This is a genomic window from Eubacterium ramulus (assembly GCF_045002895.1).
GTDB classification, from domain to species: Bacteria; Bacillota; Clostridia; order Lachnospirales; family Lachnospiraceae; genus Eubacterium_I; species Eubacterium_I ramulus.
The window spans coordinates 994,945-1,012,361 of the sequence record NZ_CP173382.1 but is presented as its reverse complement, the minus strand read 5'-3'; the positions used below and the strand labels follow the sequence as shown (position 1 = coordinate 1,012,361).

General features: G+C 43.0%; 20 protein-coding genes. 3 read left to right on the top strand and 17 right to left on the bottom strand.

Annotated elements, in window-relative coordinates:
• Nucleotides 1-171: 171 nt before the first annotated feature.
• Together ACIRUQ_RS04525 and ACIRUQ_RS04520 are read left to right on the top strand one after the other, a co-directional pair.
• Nucleotides 172-1,041 (top strand): shikimate dehydrogenase, encoded by an 870-nt coding sequence (locus ACIRUQ_RS04525; RefSeq protein WP_172679862.1) that lies wholly within the window; start codon nt 172-174, stop codon nt 1,039-1,041.
• Nucleotides 1,042-1,053: 12 nt separating this feature from the next.
• On the top strand, nt 1,054-2,085 hold the full coding sequence (locus ACIRUQ_RS04520; protein ID WP_022036400.1) for a 3-deoxy-7-phosphoheptulonate synthase: 1,032 nt from the start codon (nt 1,054-1,056) through the stop codon (nt 2,083-2,085).
• Nucleotides 2,086-2,261: 176 nt separating this feature from the next.
• On the opposite strand, the gene ACIRUQ_RS04515 is transcribed toward ACIRUQ_RS04520, so the two are convergent.
• From ACIRUQ_RS04515 to ACIRUQ_RS04450, 14 genes are all read right to left on the bottom strand, one after another.
• Entirely contained in the window at nt 2,262-2,888 is a 627-nt protein-coding gene (locus ACIRUQ_RS04515) for a hypothetical protein (RefSeq protein WP_021739771.1), read from the bottom strand.
• A gap of 27 nt (nt 2,889-2,915) precedes the next feature.
• Complete coding sequence (locus tag ACIRUQ_RS04510) at nt 2,916-3,458, bottom strand: NUDIX hydrolase (RefSeq protein WP_021739770.1); 543 nt, start codon at nt 3,456-3,458, stop codon at nt 2,916-2,918.
• Between the two features lie 101 nt (nt 3,459-3,559).
• Complete coding sequence (gene queF, locus ACIRUQ_RS04505; RefSeq protein WP_022036398.1) at nt 3,560-4,057, bottom strand: preQ(1) synthase; 498 nt, start codon at nt 4,055-4,057, stop codon at nt 3,560-3,562.
• A gap of 107 nt (nt 4,058-4,164) precedes the next feature.
• On the bottom strand, nt 4,165-4,851 hold the full coding sequence (queC, locus tag ACIRUQ_RS04500; RefSeq protein ID WP_022036397.1) for a 7-cyano-7-deazaguanine synthase QueC: 687 nt from the start codon (nt 4,849-4,851) through the stop codon (nt 4,165-4,167).
• A gap of 129 nt (nt 4,852-4,980) precedes the next feature.
• Complete coding sequence (gene folE / locus ACIRUQ_RS04495; protein ID WP_021739767.1) at nt 4,981-5,559, bottom strand: GTP cyclohydrolase I FolE; 579 nt, start codon at nt 5,557-5,559, stop codon at nt 4,981-4,983.
• An 18-nt stretch (nt 5,560-5,577) separates the two neighbouring features.
• Nucleotides 5,578-6,246, bottom strand: coding sequence for a putative 7-carboxy-7-deazaguanine synthase QueE (gene queE / locus ACIRUQ_RS04490; protein ID WP_021739766.1), 669 nt, complete (start codon nt 6,244-6,246; stop codon nt 5,578-5,580).
• A gap of 69 nt (nt 6,247-6,315) precedes the next feature.
• Nucleotides 6,316-6,735 (bottom strand): 6-carboxytetrahydropterin synthase, encoded by a 420-nt coding sequence (locus ACIRUQ_RS04485; protein ID WP_021739765.1) that lies wholly within the window; start codon nt 6,733-6,735, stop codon nt 6,316-6,318.
• Between the two features lie 208 nt (nt 6,736-6,943).
• Nucleotides 6,944-7,939 carry an SseB family protein gene (locus ACIRUQ_RS04480; RefSeq protein ID WP_022036395.1) on the bottom strand — a complete coding sequence of 332 codons (996 nt, stop codon included), beginning with the start codon at nt 7,937-7,939 and terminating at the stop codon, nt 6,944-6,946.
• Nucleotides 7,940-7,952: 13 nt separating this feature from the next.
• Nucleotides 7,953-8,417 carry a hypothetical protein gene (locus ACIRUQ_RS04475; RefSeq protein WP_055288859.1) on the bottom strand — a complete coding sequence of 155 codons (465 nt, stop codon included), beginning with the start codon at nt 8,415-8,417 and terminating at the stop codon, nt 7,953-7,955.
• A gap of 121 nt (nt 8,418-8,538) precedes the next feature.
• Entirely contained in the window at nt 8,539-9,309 is a 771-nt protein-coding gene (locus tag ACIRUQ_RS04470) for a S1 RNA-binding domain-containing protein (RefSeq protein WP_021739762.1), read from the bottom strand.
• A 71-nt stretch (nt 9,310-9,380) separates the two neighbouring features.
• Complete coding sequence (lepB, locus tag ACIRUQ_RS04465; RefSeq protein ID WP_055288861.1) at nt 9,381-10,007, bottom strand: signal peptidase I; 627 nt, start codon at nt 10,005-10,007, stop codon at nt 9,381-9,383.
• Between the two features lie 52 nt (nt 10,008-10,059).
• On the bottom strand, nt 10,060-10,818 hold the full coding sequence (locus tag ACIRUQ_RS04460) for an exodeoxyribonuclease III (protein ID WP_055288862.1): 759 nt from the start codon (nt 10,816-10,818) through the stop codon (nt 10,060-10,062).
• Between the two features lie 170 nt (nt 10,819-10,988).
• Nucleotides 10,989-12,209, bottom strand: a complete 1,221-nt coding sequence (locus tag ACIRUQ_RS04455; RefSeq protein WP_341436954.1) for a GNAT family N-acetyltransferase — start codon at nt 12,207-12,209, stop codon at nt 10,989-10,991.
• On the bottom strand, nt 12,163-12,816 hold the full coding sequence (locus ACIRUQ_RS04450) for a DUF1847 domain-containing protein (protein ID WP_021739758.1): 654 nt from the start codon (nt 12,814-12,816) through the stop codon (nt 12,163-12,165). The genes ACIRUQ_RS04455 and ACIRUQ_RS04450 overlap by 47 nt, the downstream gene beginning before the upstream one ends.
• Before the next feature lie 198 nt (nt 12,817-13,014).
• On the opposite strand from ACIRUQ_RS04450, the gene ACIRUQ_RS04445 reads away from it, so the two are divergent.
• Nucleotides 13,015-13,827 carry an MBL fold metallo-hydrolase gene (locus ACIRUQ_RS04445; RefSeq protein ID WP_055288864.1) on the top strand — a complete coding sequence of 271 codons (813 nt, stop codon included), beginning with the start codon at nt 13,015-13,017 and terminating at the stop codon, nt 13,825-13,827.
• A gap of 643 nt (nt 13,828-14,470) precedes the next feature.
• On the opposite strand, the gene prfA is transcribed toward ACIRUQ_RS04445, so the two are convergent.
• From prfA to ACIRUQ_RS04430, 3 genes are read right to left on the bottom strand one after another with little or no spacing between them, the layout of a single operon-like run.
• Nucleotides 14,471-15,544 (bottom strand): peptide chain release factor 1, encoded by a 1,074-nt coding sequence (prfA, locus tag ACIRUQ_RS04440; RefSeq protein WP_021739754.1) that lies wholly within the window; start codon nt 15,542-15,544, stop codon nt 14,471-14,473.
• 3 nt (nt 15,545-15,547) lie between these two features.
• Nucleotides 15,548-16,384, bottom strand: a complete 837-nt coding sequence (prmC, locus tag ACIRUQ_RS04435) for a peptide chain release factor N(5)-glutamine methyltransferase (RefSeq protein WP_055288866.1) — start codon at nt 16,382-16,384, stop codon at nt 15,548-15,550.
• Nucleotides 16,381-17,382 carry a DUF1385 domain-containing protein gene (locus tag ACIRUQ_RS04430; RefSeq protein ID WP_055288869.1) on the bottom strand — a complete coding sequence of 334 codons (1,002 nt, stop codon included), beginning with the start codon at nt 17,380-17,382 and terminating at the stop codon, nt 16,381-16,383. Before ACIRUQ_RS04430 ends, prmC begins: the two co-directional genes overlap by 4 nt.
• Between the last annotated feature and the right edge of the window lie 35 nt (nt 17,383-17,417).

Here is a 17,417-nt window from a genome sequence, read left to right as displayed (position 1 = left end):
ATTGTAACATGTTTTTTCGTAATGATAAACCTTAAAAGATTGAAAATATTGACTTTTTTTCTAAAACACCCTATCATAAGGACATATAAAACCGTTCATATTTACCAAATACCCATCATTATTATTGAAAAGCTTGAAAAATATGAGATACAAAAAGGCAGGGAAAAGATTATGGAAATTACCGGAAAAACAACATTGACCGGACTCATCGGAAGTCCGGTAGCGCACAGCATCTCCCCCCAGATGCACAATGAAGCATTTCGTCAGCTGGGACTGGATTATGTCTATCTGGCATTTGATCTTGCCGGCAGTGATCTGGGTACCGCAGTACGCGGTCTCAGAGATATCGGTGCAAAAGGCTTCAACGTAACTATGCCGTACAAAGTACACGTGTTAGAATACATGGATGAGCTGACACCAGCCGCCAAAATTGCACAGGCATGCAATACTGTCATTATTAAAGATGGCAGGCTGACCGGTCATACTACAGATGGTATTGGATTTATGTCTTCCGTATCAGATGCCGGACATGACATCATTGGGAAAAAAATGACAGTGCTCGGATGCGGCGGTGCTGCCACTGCAATTTGTACTCAGGCAGCTCTGGATGGTGTATCAGACATCGACATCTTTCAGCTGAAACTCCCGGAAGAATTTGACCGTGCACTGGCATTCGCAGACCGCGTCCGCGAACATACCTCCTGCAATATTCACATTTATGATTTTGCAGACACTGAACAGATGCGCAAGAGCGTTTCCGAAAGTGCCATTCTGACCAATGCTACCAACGTAGGTATGGCGCCACATGACGATCAGTGTCCGATTCCGGATGCATCCATGCTGTTCCCGGAACTGATTGTATGCGATATCATCTACAATCCACGCAAGACAAAATTGTATCAGATGGCCGAAGCTGCCGGATGTTCCGTATTTAACGGACTGTATATGCTTCTGTTCCAGGGTGCAGCTTCCTTTGAATATTGGACCGGACAAAAAATGCCGGTCGACATCATCCGTCAGAAATTTTTCAGCCATCAATAAAGGAGTAATATCATGAGTTTTTCTTATTTAAAACAATTACCGACACCGGAAGAGATTAAGCAGACCTACCCGTTAAATGATACCTGCAAAAAAATCAAATGTGAAAGAGATGAAGAAATCAGCCGCGTACTGCGTGGCGAATCAGATAAATTTCTTGTCATCATCGGACCATGCTCCGCAGACAAAGAAGAGCCGGTTATGGATTATATCCACCGCCTGGCAAGAGTAAACGAGCAGACGAAAGACAAGCTGATCCTGATTCCACGTATCTACACGAACAAACCACGGACCACCGGAGAAGGCTATAAAGGAATTGCTACCCAGCCGGATCCGGAGGCAAAACCGGATATGATTGCCGGACTCATCGCAGTCCGCAGTCTGCATCTGCGTGCCATTGAAGAAACCGGTCTGTCCGCTGCAGATGAAATGCTTTACCCGGAAAACTGGGACTACATCAACGATCTGCTCTCCTACGTGGCTATCGGTGCCCGTTCCGTAGAAGATCAGCAGCATCGTCTGACTGTCAGCGGATTTGATGTGGCCAGCGGCATGAAAAACCCTACCAGTGGTGATTTTTCTGTTATGTTAAATTCTGTATATGCTGCCCAGCATCCTCACCATTTCGTACATCGCGGATGGGAGGTAGACACTACCGGCAATCCACTGGCTCATGTTATCCTGCGTGGTGCAGTCAACAAACGCGGGGTTGCTATCCCCAACTACCACTACGAAGATCTGATTCGCCTGAATGAAATGTATGAAAAAATGGATCTGGTAAATCCGGCATGTATTGTGGATGCAAACCATTCCAATTCCAACAAAAAGTACGAAGAACAGATTCGTATCGTCAAGGAAGTAATGCACAACCGCAAAGAATCTGCGATCATCAATAAACTGGTCAAAGGCGTAATGATCGAAAGTTATATTTGTCCGGGAAATCAGAAAATTGGTGAACACATTTATGGAAAATCTATTACTGACCCATGTCTTGGATGGGAAGAATCCGAACAGCTCCTGTATGCAATTGCTGATTCTGTCCGTTAGCATTCAGGTCAAACCCATTTGACCCGGAATGTTTGATCTATTCAGTGTAATCGGGCAGATTCGTTTCAGAATCACTGACATAAGCATCCCCCTTCCCCCCGCTTAGTGCTCTACACACTTGAAGCGTGGGGGGAAGGGGGATGCTTATTCTGCGATCAAATTGATACCAGCTGATTTTATTTTATCGGTAATTGCATTGAAAAAGTTGCAACCCACGGGTTCACAACCAATTCCAACCAAATTCCCATCGTATAAATACCAGTGTTACACAATAGCAAAAATACAAACACCGCCAATGTCTTTCCATTCCGGTTCCTGTGCATAACGACTGCATTTCTCCGTTCCTTACGCAGTTTCTGCCATGCTACCAGTAAGAGGAGTAGTCCAAAATATGCCACACTATAGACAAGCATCTGCGGAAAACAAAATCCCAGAACCTGTCCGATACCTGCCAGTCCGTTTCTGTTCCAGAATGCACCTGTCACCATACCGCCGGACACCCCCAGCCATCCATACCAACCTGCGAACACCCACCGTCCCCAGGAAATGAAGAGGAAAATCTGCAGTATAATCCAAGGAATCCCCCGCAGGATTAAAACCTGCCCAAAAAAGCGTTCCCGCTGTTCTCCATCTGCCAGAATCTGTTGCCAGTCTGTATCCCCTGCAGATCCAATCCACCAGGCTGTATCCTGCCATATAAAATTGCTCAGAATGCTTCCAAAAAAGAAACAACCAAGAAAAAGTGCGATACCGATCTGCAGCATCGTTATTTTCCCTGGTTGTTGTACAGTATCTGTTATCATTTACCATCCCGCTGCTTTGCTTTTTCTCTAATCTATGCAGTATTTTCCATAATATGCCATAATTGCAGCGGCAGTTTTTGAATCCTGAATCTTCTGAGTCAGAACCATATCTTTTAATTCATCGATTGTAAAGCACTCCACTTCCACAAATTCATCTTCATCCAGATGCTGCTGCGTCGGTGTCAGTTCTGTTGCCAGATATACATCGATGGTCTCATTACAAAAAGCAACTGTCGTGGATACCGTTATCAGAAGTTCCATCTTTGCTGCTCTATATCCGGTCTCTTCTTCCAGCTCACGGGCAGCGCATACAGATGTCGCTTCCTCCGTACTATCTCTGGAACCAGCCGGAATCTCCAGTGTCTCCCGATCTAATGCGTTCCGGTACTGACGCACCATCAGGATCCGTCCATCTTCTAACACCGGAAGTACCGCTGCCGCACCTTTGCGGTGTGCAACGTAATCCCAATGTGCAATCTTTCCGGTTGGCGACTGCATCACATCATCATATACATCCACAATAGAACCTTTATATTTTAACACACGGTCAATTCGTTTCATCTCGTCCATTTATTTAATATTCTCCCACTAGGCGGTATCTTCTTTCCGAATCTATACCTGTATGATCCGAAAACATTTTACAGATACCGGATTTATATATTCTTATGACTTTATCGATTATCAACCTTTTCCGGATACAGATCATGGTTTGTCAGACGGTTCCATGCTACCTCTTCCCACTTTGTACCTGCTTTTCCGTAATTGCAATATGGATCAATGGAAATTCCACCTCTCGGTGTGAATTTTCCCCATACTTCAATATATTTCGGATCCATCAATTTAATCAGATCTTTCATGATAACATTGACGCAATCCTCATGAAAATCTCCGTGATTACGGAAGCTGAACAGATACAGCTTCAGTGATTTGCTCTCTACCATCCGTTCTCCCGGTACATAGGAAATAGTAATCGTTGCAAAATCCGGTTGCCCTGTGATCGGACACAAACTGGTAAATTCCGGGCAGTTAAATTTTACAAAATAATCATTTCCCGGATGTTTGTTCACAAATGTCTCCAGCACTTCCGGTGCATAATCATCCGGATATCGGACATTCTGATTTCCCAGCAGGGATACTCCTGCTGTCTCTTCTTTGCTTCTTCCTGTCATCGTTCCTTCTCTCCTTTTTTCTATCGGTCTTTTGCAGATAGCGACAGTTCTTTCTGTTTTCCCATCTGGCTGTACATCTCTGCAAATCTGCACTCCGTTCCAGTCAGCTAATCAAGTGCCGGATCTTTTACGCCATTTTTTTCAAAAGCAGCTGCCCGGTCAATACAGGTACCGCATTTTCCACATGGCTTCTCGCCGCCTTCGTAACAACTCCAGGTCAGTTCGTAAGGAACATTCAGCTCCAGACCTTTTTTCACCACATCTGCCTTTGTCCAATTTACAAAAGGTGCTTCAATGGTCACCTGGTTACCACTTCCAAGATAAATAGCATCCTTCATTGCCTGATTAAAAGCATCCGAGCAATCCGGATAAGCACTTCCTGCCGCATCGTCACTATGTGCACCATAAAAAATCACGTTGCAGTCTTTAGACAGCGCAATACTTGCTGCAGAAGATAAAAACAGACCATTTCGGAAAGGCACATAAGTTGATACCGGTTTTCCGTCTGTCTTAGTCAGCTGCTCTGCATACGCTTCCTCCGGAATTTCTTCTGTAGAATGACTCAGCAAGGAACAGTTACTGTACTGGAAGATAGCTCCCAGATCCAGATATAAATGCTCCACACCATAATGCTGTGCAATTTTTTTCGATGCTTCAATTTCTTTTTCATGTTTTTGCCCATAAGAAACAGACAGTGCAATTACATTTTCTTTGCCATACCGTTCAATTGCAAGACCGAGGCAAGTGGTGGAATCCACACCGCCGCTGAATAATACTAATGCTTTTTCTGCCATTTTTCTTTCTCACTCCTTATTAATGTTTCGAAATATCTGATATTCCAATCGTAAAGCGGACATTCGCAATCCGCTTTCGCGTCATGCAATTGCATGACATACTTCTACTGCGTACCTCTCAACACACGCTTATCGGTTCAGACGCATCTGAAGCTGCAAATCTGTCTGAAACCGTCCGCGCAATGTCGTCGTATATGTCTTTGCTGCCGTTTTTTTAATTCCGCGGGCAGTCATGCAGCTATGACAGCCTTCAATTAATACCGCTACATCATCGGAACCGGTGATTTCCTGCATAATCTCTGCAATGTCCGTACCAATGCGTTCCTGCAGCTGCAAACGTTTGGACACCATATCTGCAATGCGGGCAATTTTACTCAGACCAATAACTTTTCCATTTGGTACATATGCCACCGTTACTTTCATATCATACATCAATGCCATATGATGCTCACAGTAACTGAAAATATCGATATCCTTTACAATCACAAAATCACTGTTTTCAGAAGAAAACGTCAGATCCTCCTCAAATGTCTTGTCAAACATCTGTGCAATCTCGTGATTGGTATAATTCATGCCTTCAAATACTTCCTCATACATGCGTGCTACACGATCCGGTGTATCTTTCAGACCTTCTCGGTCCGGATCATCTCCCAGTGCGATCAGAAGCCCACGGATGTGTTCCCGCACTGCATCTTTATCTATTGCCATTGTATCTCCCTCTCTTTCCTACACACCACGCATTTCGCTGTCCCAGATGATCTTATGCATCTGTAGCTGCATATTCACATCGTTCAGGCGGTTGTCTTTCATAAAGTTTACAATATTTTCCAGTTCAATCTGTCCATAGACCGGACTCAGATATACATGACATTTTTCTGTCAGATCGTATTCCCGGATCACATCCCTTGCCCGGCACAGATCTTCATAATCTTTCACCACAAATTTCACTGTATCCTGCGCACGAAGCACTGCAAAATTTTCCGGCAGCATATATTTTTCCATGCCGCTACCCGGCAACTTGTAATCCATGGTAAAAGACGGTCCGTTCGGAATCTCTGCAAACGGCTGCAATGGTACACTTCCATTTGTTTCAATCTCAACCCGCAGGTTCTCCTCCTTTGCCATTGCTTCCAATAATTCTCCTATCTCTTCCTGAAGCAGTGGTTCTCCTCCTGTGATAGTTACATTCTTTATCTCCATACTACGAAGCAATTCCAGAATCTCCTCTGTGGAAGTCCAGTGAAATTTTGCGTCCGCCTCATTTGCCCATTTTGTATCACAGTATGTACAGTTCAAATTACATCCCTGCATCCGGACAAACACTGCCAGCTGTCCGGCACGAGTGCCTTCCCCGTTGATACTGCTGAATATTTCTACTACTTTATAATTTGTCATATGATTTCTATATTACCTCTACCCTTTTTCAACTTTTGTTGCTCACCACCTGCATAGGTAGGAGTCATCTCACATCTGATATACAGCACAGTTATTTGGAGTCTCATACACGGCTATTTCCTGTACGGCATATCCTTTTAATGTCATTTTCTCATAAAAGAATTTTGCAAAATTCTCTGCTGTTGGCCGAAACGGCACTTCGATCAGGCGGAACTGTTCATCCTTCAACGCCTGAATGGTCAGCGACTTTAAAGTTCCGCTCTCGTAAATCAAAGCATGGTCGTAAAAATCTGCAAGTTCCTTCAGATCTCTGCGAATGTCACCAAAATCCGTAACCATTCCACGCAGCTGTCCTTCTTCATGCAATTTATCTGCTTTTGCTTCCATCACGATCCGCCAGCGATGCCCGTGCAGATTACTGCATTTTCCATCGTAACCGGCAAGGAAATGCGCGGAATCAAAACTTTCTTCTATTCTGATCTTATACATATTGTCTGTTCCTTTCAAAAAAAGAACCGTGATACTGTTACATACCACGGCTCAGATCATAGTTCATAGATATTCTATCTAATCTAGCCCTGGTTTTATTTTACGACAGGATGGTACAAACGAACTGTCTATGCTTTTTTCAGGAATGCTGAAAAACATTCTCATTGTAAGATACGCGTCATGAAACACATGACATATGATTCTAAATTTACGCTTCTTCTTTCTCTTCACGTACAAGATCCAGCACTGCAGAAATTTCATTTCCGGCTGCCGGTGCAGTCTGCAGTTCCTCACGTTTTCCGTTCTCACCAAATCCGCACAGAACATTCTCTTCGCCCTGCGGTCTTTGCTCGATGGTAAAATAATGCATTTCATCATTCTTCGGATTCCATACGATATACATAGAAGCAGCCATATGCGGAGCAAGATTCTGCTTCGGAAGCTCAATACTTGCCACACAGGTCTCCTCATCAATATCCAGAATCATGATATCGAAATCCTTCTCGGAATACGGAAAAGGAATTTTGTCCCCGTACGGCTGACGGTATAACGCCGCCATAAACCGGCCCTGCTGTTCTTCGAGTTTCTTCATAAACTCTGCTTTTTCTTTATGTACAGCCCCTGGAATAATTCCCCACTCGCATGTTCTGCGGGCAAATAATTCGAACTGGGCACGACTCATTTTAATATCTTTTTCCTGTCCCTGCACACCTGGCTTTGGCTGCGGCTGCGTCTGTGCTGCCTTCACCTGTTTCATCGCATCAATAAATTTCGGATGCAGGATCATCTTGTCCGTATCCGGATTCAGGATAATACCTTTCAGATTCAACTGCGGTGCAGAACCGATACGAAGCAGTTCATCAATGGTCACATTCAGAATTGCCGGATATTTGGCATTTGTTTTCATCTGTTCTATGGATGTATATGCCGGTGCAAAGTGCTCCCCATTCTGATTCTGTACAATGATCGGAAGCATACGCGGTGCTATCTTGGTATCGACTTTTTCGCCACGTTTTGCCTTTTCAATCACTTGTTTTTTTACATCAGGTGGAAAATCTGCCGGCACAAGAAATCTGGCATCACGCATAACTGCCATTAAATTTGCCATTGTCTGGTTTGTTTTATCTGCCAGAAAGGCTTTCATCGCTTCCTCAACAGCCTCATTTTTTAATTCCTGAATGCCTGTTTTATTTTCTTTTTCCATTATTCTTACCCTCTCAACTCTCCATCATCCCACAGATCATAAACTGGTTCAGATTGTAATCTTTGCTGTTTTCCCGGATACGAATGATATTTTCTCCGACAAACATGATTTTTGCCCGAAAGAATCCCGGACTGGCTTCAAACAGCCTGGTCTGGTGTATATGAATATCGCACCGCTTATCAAGAAAATAAGTAAACGGATTCACTCCGTCTTCCCAATCACGAACTACCAGTTCCTGTTCCTTCTTCAGCTTCCGTTCATTCATTTTGATCTCCACGATATGTTTGACATATGCCTTTGCTACCAGCCCCATTTTATCCCGGAACTGAAACAGAATATAATCCTTGCCGGAAGAAATAATTCCGACACGGGCATATCCCACATCCTGACCCACCAGTGTGATCGTACACCATTTACCATGCATCGATGTACAGTCAAAATATTTTCCAGGTTCACGCACAAGCTTATTCGCCGCCATGAGTAACCTCCAACTTTCCTCAATTTTCTCTTAGCATAAACGGACGTTCCCTGCTCTGCAAATAGTGTACAGTCACAGGTATTCTTATGATCACATCCGCATCACAGGTATTCTTCACCGATTACTGAAACTTGAAATTTTTTAACAAATCTCCCATAGAAGTTCCAATTTCTTCAGTTTCCGGAATTTCTACCTGAACTTCTTCCTCTTCTTCTTTTTCCTGAAGAAGTGCCTTCATGCTCAGGCTGATTTTTCCATCTTTGTTTCCGATGACTTTCACCTGTACTTCCTGTCCCTCTTTCAGAACAACAGACGGATGCTTAATACGATCCAGAGAAATCTGGGAAATATGCACCAGACCGGATACGCCGTCTCCGAGATCTACAAATGCACCGTAATCTTTGATGGTCTCAACTTTTCCTGTGAGTACTTCACCTTCTTTAATCTCTGCTACTTTGAGTTTTTTCTGTGCATCGCGCTCTTCCTTTAAAATCTCTCTTGCAGATAATACAAGCTTGTCATTCTCTGCATCTGCAGTAATAATGCGTACTTTCAGTTCTCTTCCGAGCCACGGATTCAGGTCATCCACATGGCTCAGGCTCAGGCGGGATGCCGGAATGAATCCGCGGATTCCTTCTACCAGAGCAATCACACCTTTATTTACAATACCGGATACTGTTACATCCAGTGTTGCCTGCTCTGCATACAGTTCTTTAATCTTCTCCCATGCAAGCAGCGTATCAGTATCTTTCTCTCCGTCTCCCATCACTTTATAGGATTCTTCCAGTTCTTTTTCAAAGTCTTTCATAGATTCTGCCATTGTTTTTTCTTCCTTTCTGTCAGCCAACGCTGTCATTTCCCAGTCTTTCACTTCTTGTATCTTATCAACCATTTTGATTTAGGTGTCAAAGCATCCATCCTTGTGCAAGCACAGGTGGACTTAGGTCTTTTAACACGGTAATCCTATTTTAAAATTGCTAATTTCGAATAATATTTAAAAATTGCTTTTCCTTTAATTTGATCTTTCCGGACAAAACTGTATTGCTCCGCCTCTTCCGGTGTGGATGCAAGCCCTTCCTTAATGGCTTCATTTGCCCATAACCGACCGTCTTCCGAGTCATTTCGATTGTCTCCCAGGACAAAATAACAGCCTTCCGGCACTTCAAAGGTATATCCGTCATTCTCCCAGATCCAGGTTTCTTTCAGATAATCCTCCTCCAGAGGTTTTTCTGAACCGTCAATATAAATATGTCCATCACGGATTTCTACTGTCTCACCGGGAAGTCCGATCACACGCTTAATATAAGTTTGTTTTTCATCCACCGGATACTCGAACAAAATAATATCTCCACGTTGTGGTTCGTCAAACCAGTATGCAAACCGGAATCCAATGAGCCGGTCATGTGTCATGATCGTATTCTCCATAGATCCGGATGGAACCTTTGCATTGATAATGATAAAATGTGTCAGCACAAACACAACTACAATCACAGTTGCAAACATCCGCACCCAACTGAATACTTCTTTTCTTGCATTTCGTTTTTGTTCATCTTCCAAACGTCTTCTCTCTGTCTGTCGCTCTTTTGCCATCTGCTATTCCTGCCATTCCATATTTTATTATTCTGCCTTCCGGCATTCCCTTCTATTCAAACCTGATATCAAGTTCCACCGGGCAATGATCTGATCCCAGAATATCCGTATGAATCTTCGCATCCTGAAGCAAATCTTTTAATGCCTCCGATACAATAAAATAATCGATTCTCCATCCGGCATTCTTTTCCCTTGCCTTAAACCGGTAAGACCACCAAGAATAAATTCCTGTCTGCTCCGGATAAAAATACCGATAGGTATCGATCATACCACTTGCCAGTACATTGGAAAATTTTGCGCGTTCTTCATCCGTAAATCCTGCATTTTTCCGGTTGGTTTTCGGATTTTTCAGATCGATTTCCTGATGAGCCACATTCAGATCTCCGGCATAGATCACCGGTTTCGTTTCCTCCAGCGATTTCAGATAAGCGAGAAAGTCATCTTCCCATTTCATGCGGTAATCAAGACGTGCCAGTTCACTCTGAGAGTTCGGTGTATAAACTGTCACGAAGAAAAAATTTTCATATTCCAGTGTGATCACACGACCTTCACGGTCATGTTCTTCCATACCGATGCCATAACGCACAGATAACGGTATTTTCTTTGTAAATACCGCCGTTCCGGAATAACCTTTCTTCTCTGCATAGTTCCAATATTGTTCGTAACCCTCCAGTTCCAGCTGAATCTGTCCTTCCTGGAGTTTCGTTTCCTGAACACAAAAAATATCTGCGTCTGCTTCATGAAAGAAATCCAGAAATCCTTTCTGTACACAGGCACGCAGGCCATTTACATTCCATGAAATTAATTTCATTTTAAACTTCCTTTTATTTTTCTCCAAATGACTCGTTTAGAAAGATTCCGAGAGTACATTCTTATGAGATTTTTCATATATCCTATAAATTGACGCATTTCACGTAATTTCACACTGAATTAGTATAGCATATTCAAGAGCAGACAGCAAGATAACATTTTTACGGAAACTTATTGCGGTTCCTGTCTTTTCGCTGCTTTTTTTCTCAATTTTGAAAACCAGATCATCGGTTCCGGATGTTCCGGACGGTCACACAGACTTTTTTCCATCCAAACCATATTATACCATCGGTCAAACTTATAGGCACACCGATGAAATTCTCCCACCATCCGATAACCCATACGTGTATGAAACGCCACACTGTCTTTTGTCAGATACTTATCTGGTTCCTGATCCGGATATGCGATACAGGCATTTGCACAAACAATATTCTGATTCTTCAACCATTCTTCCAGTGCATCATACAGTAATTCACCAATGCCCTGTCTTTTCACATCCATCCTGACATAAATTGAAGTTTCCACCGCCCAGTCATAAGCAGATCGATCATGCAGCGGACCTGCATAAGCATATCCGATAATTCTTCCATCCTGCTCTGCAGCCAGATACGGATATTTTGCCAAGGTACGCTCCATTCGCTGCGTAAAATCCGTCAACGTCGGTACTTCATATTCAAAAGTGACTGCTGTCTCTCGGATATAAGGTGCATAAATGTCCAGGATTTCTTTTGCATCTGCCGGTGTAGCGATTCGAATCCTGACCATAGAACCAGTTGCTTCATCTTCTGACATCACAGTTTTTGCCACCAGGGCTGCCTCACTATTTCCCAGTGCCTTTGTTTCATCGGTTTTCTCATAGGCAAAACGTGGAGAACCATCATCTGTATAAATAATTCCACGTTTTTCAAACCCGTTTTTCAAAATCAGATGCTGCATCACTTCATTGTCTTCATGGGTATCAATCCGCAGATGTGTAATCTTCCCACTGGAAAAATCCAGCGCCTGCTCCAGAATACCATGCGCCCCCGGTGCCGAAGCTACCCGATGAAGTGTACCATAGAGACTCTCATCTTTCCAGCTTCCCTGTTCAATCCGCTGATAAGTAGGGTCTTCCCCGATAATCAGAGCAAATACTCCCAGGATCTTATCCTTTGCATCATTCTCAATTACATATAGCTGCTGCTGCCTGATATCATTTCTCAATACTTCCTCCCGGGGGGAAGTACTGCCCCACTGCGTGGGATTTCCATGTTCTGCCATAAATTTTCTGGCATAAGCATAAATCATCAAAATCTCTTTGAAATCCTGGTTTTGTGCCAGTCGAATCACATTAAAAACCTTCTTTCTATTTCTCCGGATATAATTTTCCGTGATAATAACCATCTGCTGCATACAATGCTGCTACCGGATTGTGCCCAAGCACGCGATCCTTTACTACCAAAGTAGTTGTCAGTCCTTCTGAATATTTGTAAAACAGACTGTCATGCCCCACACAAAGCCCCATTACAATATTCAGATCTGTATGCTCCGCATTCAATATCTTTGCCTGTAAAATCGGATTGCACATGTTCACACCGGTATTTTCACAGGCTTTCGGTATACCGACTTCTGTTTTGCGCACGATACCTGCCTTACAGGCCACTCCATAGACTTCAAAGCCATGATAACGTAAGATATCCGTCAGTTTTCGTGTCTCACGGATCAGCCCCACACAGGTAGCTATTCCAATTTTCTTTGCTCCGATGCGCTTTGCAAACTCAATGGTCTCCTCCACGCGACACATCTGACAATAATAATCACTCTCCACACCCGCTGCTGCCACAGTGACTTTTTTATTTTCTTCGTCATCATATAGACGGATCACTTCCCCCAGCAATCTCTCATCCATATCGGTAGTCAGACAAAATTCAGGATAAAACCGATCCATTTTATTACAATTTGTTACGCCACAATCCACACAACTGTGAACAGTTTCACTTTTACGATTATACTCACCCATTTTTTTCCTCCAGAATCATACTTTATGCACTTTTATACATGATTTTATCACTATTTCTTGCAAAAATGCAAGTTTACTTTCTGTCTGGAAACTACTGCTGTTGGGTGATATACTGAAAATATCAAGAAAAATGAGTTCAAAAGTTTCTACATACACATAACTGTTTTATAATACTTGAGATTTAAGGAGAAGACTTATATGTTAGCAATCGTATTATCCGATAATATCGCCGATGGAGATTTTCAAGGTGAATGGGGATTGAGTATTTATATTGAGTATAATGGAAAAAACTTCCTGCTTGATACTGGTGCATCTAATTTGTTTGTACAAAATGCAAATAAACTTGGAAAATCAATCAAAGCTGTAGATTATGCTATACTGTCGCATGCGCATTATGACCATTCAGATTCAATGGCAACATTTTTTAATTTAAACAACCACGCCCCATTCTTTTTACGGAAAGGCTGTAAAGAAAACTGTTATTCAAAGAAACGGATATTTCACAAATATATTGGATTACCTAAACACATTTTAACGGATTTCCATGACAGAATAACCTATGTGGAGGAGGACTATGAAATTATACCGGGAGTTTATCTGATTCCTCACAAAACCCCCAATCTCAAATTGATTGGCAAGCGCGAACGTATGTACCGCCGGGAACATCATCAATGGATATATGACAATTTTTCACATGAACAGAGTCTTGTTTTTCGAACAGAAAAGGGATTGGTCATCTTTAACAGCTGCTGTCATGGCGGCGTAGGCAATATTATTCATGAAGTTGCAAAAACATTTCCGGCAGAACGAGTGTATGGTATTATTGGCGGATTTCATTTGTTTAACAAATCTGATGAAGAAATCGATGCCGTCATACGGCAAATAAAAGATGCCGGTATTAAATATGTCTGCACCGGGCATTGTACAGGGGGGCATGCTTATAAAATTCTCAAAAGTAATCTTGGCGACATGATACATCAATTGAAGGTTGGTATGCAGATTGAACTATAATTTCCAAAAATATTTTCTATTCTAGTATATACATTTTCAAGCAAGCAAAGGGCAAATCGGAGTCACATCCGATTTGCTTTCCCCAATTCTGAAAATAACGTCATATTCAAAATTTCCCACCTCCAACTGTTTTTCTTATATATTAATTCCCCACAATTCTTATGATCTGGATGGAACAATATACAGATAAGCGTCTGCGTGAATTACAGCAAGATGTGATCCGCAATCGTTGGCACACTATTGAACTGGAAGTAGGATGTGATTTTCCGATTATCAGATGCCCTCTAGTTTCAAAAGGAGGGTGATGCCCTATGAACACAATGGAAATTCTCACTTTATTGCTAGTAATTTTCGCGGCTCTGGCTTACATAGACAATCATAACGATAAAAAGAAATAAACATCCTCTACCGCACAAAGTTTAGGATGCTTATTTCTTAATATACATTTTCAATTAAACAGAGGGCAAATCGGAGTCACATCCGATTACCTTTCTAAGTAGATTATACACAAGGGTGCTTGGTTTTTCAAGTAGCCTTTTTCATCATTTACCATATTAGCTTTCCCTATATGATGCCAACTCAGCGTCATAATCAATAAAACTTTTGCCCTAAAACTGGATAAAAGGCTTTACCCTGTGATAAATTAATTCTCATTCATCTTAGCAAGTTTTGCTGCCTGATCTGCTGCTATCAATGCATCGATAATCTCCTGAATGTCACCATTCATAATAGACTCCAGACGATACAGCGTCAGCTTGATACGATGATCAGTTACACGTCCCTGTGGGAAGTTATAGGTACGGATCTTTTCAGAGCGATCTCCGGTTCCTACCTGGCTTCGTCTTGCCTCTGCCTCAGCATCGTGTGCTTTCTGACATTCCATATCATACAATTTTGCACGCAGTACCTTTAATGCTTTGTCCTTATTCTTCAACTGGGACTTTTCATCCTGACAAGAGATTACAATGCCTGTCGGAATATGGGTCAGACGAACGGCAGAGTCCGTTGTATTGACACACTGTCCACCGTTTCCTGATGCACGGAATACATCAAATTTACAGTCATTCATGTCAATCTGTACGTCTACCTCTTCTGCCTCCGGCATAATAGCAACCGTAATCGTAGATGTGTGGATACGTCCACCGGACTCAGTCTCCGGTACACGCTGTACACGATGTACACCACTCTCATATTTCAAAAGAGAATATGCACCCTGACCGGTTACCATAAAGCTGACATACTTCATACCGCCGATACCGATTTCCTCCACATCCATGGTTTCAACTTTCCAGCGTTTGCTCTCTGCATAATGAACATACATACGGTAAACTTCTGCTGCAAACAATGCTGCCTCATCTCCACCGGCACCTGCACGTATCTCCACAATAACGTTCTTGTCATCGTTCGGATCTTTCGGAAGCAACAGAATTTTTAATTTCTGTTCTAATTCTTCTACTTTTTCTTTGGACTCAGCCAGTTCTTCTTTGGCAAGTTCACGCAGTTCCTCATCGCTCTCCTCCTGCAACATGGCAAGACTGTCCTCGATGTTCTGCTTGTTTTCTTTATATTCTTTGTATGCTTCTACGATGGGAGCCAAATCTGCCTGCTCTTTCATCAGTTTCTGGAAACGTTTCGGATCATTTGCCACATCGGGCTCGCTCAGCATACTGAGCAGTTCTTCAAAACGTACCAGTGTGTCTTCCAGTCTGTCAAACATAGTTTATCTCCTTCCTCTCACAACCCGGTCAAGTCCCGCCAGATCGCGAATCACTTCTATCTCATCAAATCCATTTTCTCTCATATAGCTGCTGACGGCTTCGCCTTGATCATGCCCGATCTCATACAACAGATATCCGCCCGGTTTCAGATATGCCACACTCTCCTCTGTAATCCTGCGGTAAAAATACAGACCGTCCTCTTTTCCGTCCAGTGCTTTTATCGGCTCGTGATCACGTACCTCAGGCATCAGTGTCTCAATGACTTTGCTTGGAATATAAGGCGGATTTGACACGATCATATCATAGCTGCCACTGATTTCTTTAAACAGATCACTGTGTACAAATTTCACCGGCACCTGATTCTCTTTTGCGTTCTTCTGTGCAACCTTCAACGCATCCTCTGAAATATCCGCTGCTGTCACCTGTGTGTTTGAACAGAAAGACTGAATACTGATTCCAATACAGCCGGAACCGGTACACAGATCCAGAACCGCTGCTTCCGGCATTTCTTTCTGTATCACCCGAATCGCTTCTTCCACCAGCACCTCAGTATCCTGTCGTGGAATCAACACATGCTCATTTACACAAAAGGGTAATCCCATGAATTCCTGTTCACCGGTCAGATACTGCAACGGCATACGTCCGCAACGCTGTCTGGTCAATGCAAAATAGACCTGCTCCTGTACCGGATCCATAGCCTCCTGTTCATGCAGCAGATAAAAACTGCGGCTGATCCCGCACACAGCTTCCATCAGGAACCAGCTCTCTGCCGCCTCATTTTCCACACCGGCTGCCGCCAGTTGCTTTGCCGCCTGCATTCTTGCTTCCCGGTATGTCATTGCTTCATCTCCTGCACTTTCTGTCCGGTGCCTTCTGGACTTACAGCAGCATTGATTTCCTCTGAAATGCCTTCTTCCGCACGGATTTCTGCAATGTACGCTCTCCAGTCAAATACTGCTTCCACAGAAGCGATACCGACCTCTATCATCTCATCATCCGGTTCCTTTGTCGTCAATCCCTGCATCCACAATCCTGGTTTGCTGATCAGATTGATCACCGGATTGTCACTGCGTCCCGCTACACGCAGCAACTCATAGGACACACCTGCAATCACCGGAACCAGCGCCAGACGCAGTACCAGACGTAATACATGGGAGTCCACACGGATAAACAGGAACAACACCACACTTAAAATCACCACAAACATCAGAAAGCTTGTTCCACAACGCTTATGCTCTTTGGAGCTTCTCCGTACATTCTCCACATTCAGTTCCATACCGTGTTCTATGCAGTTAATGCATTTGTGTTCTGCACCATGATACATGAACACCCGCTGAATCTCTTTCATTTTTGAGATTACTACTATATATCCGATAAAAATTGCCAGACGCAGGATGCCTTCCAACACCGCGACAATCATATCGCTCGCAATAAATCGGGAACAAAATACCGACAGGTAATATGGCAAAATCATAAAAATCGCAATGGCCAGAATCACAGACAGTGTCACCGTTCCGCCCATCATTGCATTTTCTTTTGCCTTCATTTTCTCCGGGCTGTCCTTTTGCTTCACTTTTTCAGATTCATCCTCATCTTCAAAAAAGGAGGCTGAATACATCAAAGTAGACATTCCAAGCACCAGTGAATCAATAAAACTCAACACACCGCGTACCAGTGGAATCTTCTGCCATATCTCTCCCGGAACAATTCCCTTATATTCCTTTGTCATGACTTCAATCTCATGATCCGGCTTACGGACTGCCACCGCATACCGGTTTTTGTTCTTCATCATGACACCTTCCATGACGGCCTGACCGCCAATTCCAGAATAACGCATAGAATTTCCTCGATTTCCTATTAACAAAACAGGTT

Coding starts and splice junctions, on each gene's coding strand:
- ACIRUQ_RS04525 (WP_172679862.1), top strand. CDS start 172: ATGGAAATTACCGGAAAAACAACATTGACCGGACTCATCGGAAGTCCG.
- ACIRUQ_RS04520 (WP_022036400.1), top strand. CDS start 1,054: ATGAGTTTTTCTTATTTAAAACAATTACCGACACCGGAAGAGATTAAG.
- ACIRUQ_RS04515 (WP_021739771.1), bottom strand. CDS start 2,888: ATGATAACAGATACTGTACAACAACCAGGGAAAATAACGATGCTGCAG.
- ACIRUQ_RS04510 (WP_021739770.1), bottom strand. CDS start 3,458: ATGGACGAGATGAAACGAATTGACCGTGTGTTAAAATATAAAGGTTCT.
- queF (WP_022036398.1), bottom strand. CDS start 4,057: ATGACAGGAAGAAGCAAAGAAGAGACAGCAGGAGTATCCCTGCTGGGA.
- queC (WP_022036397.1), bottom strand. CDS start 4,851: ATGGCAGAAAAAGCATTAGTATTATTCAGCGGCGGTGTGGATTCCACC.
- folE (WP_021739767.1), bottom strand. CDS start 5,559: ATGGCAATAGATAAAGATGCAGTGCGGGAACACATCCGTGGGCTTCTG.
- queE (WP_021739766.1), bottom strand. CDS start 6,246: ATGACAAATTATAAAGTAGTAGAAATATTCAGCAGTATCAACGGGGAA.
- ACIRUQ_RS04485 (WP_021739765.1), bottom strand. CDS start 6,735: ATGTATAAGATCAGAATAGAAGAAAGTTTTGATTCCGCGCATTTCCTT.
- ACIRUQ_RS04480 (WP_022036395.1), bottom strand. CDS start 7,939: ATGGAAAAAGAAAATAAAACAGGCATTCAGGAATTAAAAAATGAGGCT.
- ACIRUQ_RS04475 (WP_055288859.1), bottom strand. CDS start 8,417: ATGGCGGCGAATAAGCTTGTGCGTGAACCTGGAAAATATTTTGACTGT.
- ACIRUQ_RS04470 (WP_021739762.1), bottom strand. CDS start 9,309: ATGGTTGATAAGATACAAGAAGTGAAAGACTGGGAAATGACAGCGTTG.
- lepB (WP_055288861.1), bottom strand. CDS start 10,007: ATGGCAAAAGAGCGACAGACAGAGAGAAGACGTTTGGAAGATGAACAA.
- ACIRUQ_RS04460 (WP_055288862.1), bottom strand. CDS start 10,818: ATGAAATTAATTTCATGGAATGTAAATGGCCTGCGTGCCTGTGTACAG.
- ACIRUQ_RS04455 (WP_341436954.1), bottom strand. CDS start 12,209: ATGCAGCAGATGGTTATTATCACGGAAAATTATATCCGGAGAAATAGA.
- ACIRUQ_RS04450 (WP_021739758.1), bottom strand. CDS start 12,816: ATGGGTGAGTATAATCGTAAAAGTGAAACTGTTCACAGTTGTGTGGAT.
- ACIRUQ_RS04445 (WP_055288864.1), top strand. CDS start 13,015: ATGTTAGCAATCGTATTATCCGATAATATCGCCGATGGAGATTTTCAA.
- prfA (WP_021739754.1), bottom strand. CDS start 15,544: ATGTTTGACAGACTGGAAGACACACTGGTACGTTTTGAAGAACTGCTC.
- prmC (WP_055288866.1), bottom strand. CDS start 16,384: ATGACATACCGGGAAGCAAGAATGCAGGCGGCAAAGCAACTGGCGGCA.
- ACIRUQ_RS04430 (WP_055288869.1), bottom strand. CDS start 17,382: ATGCGTTATTCTGGAATTGGCGGTCAGGCCGTCATGGAAGGTGTCATG.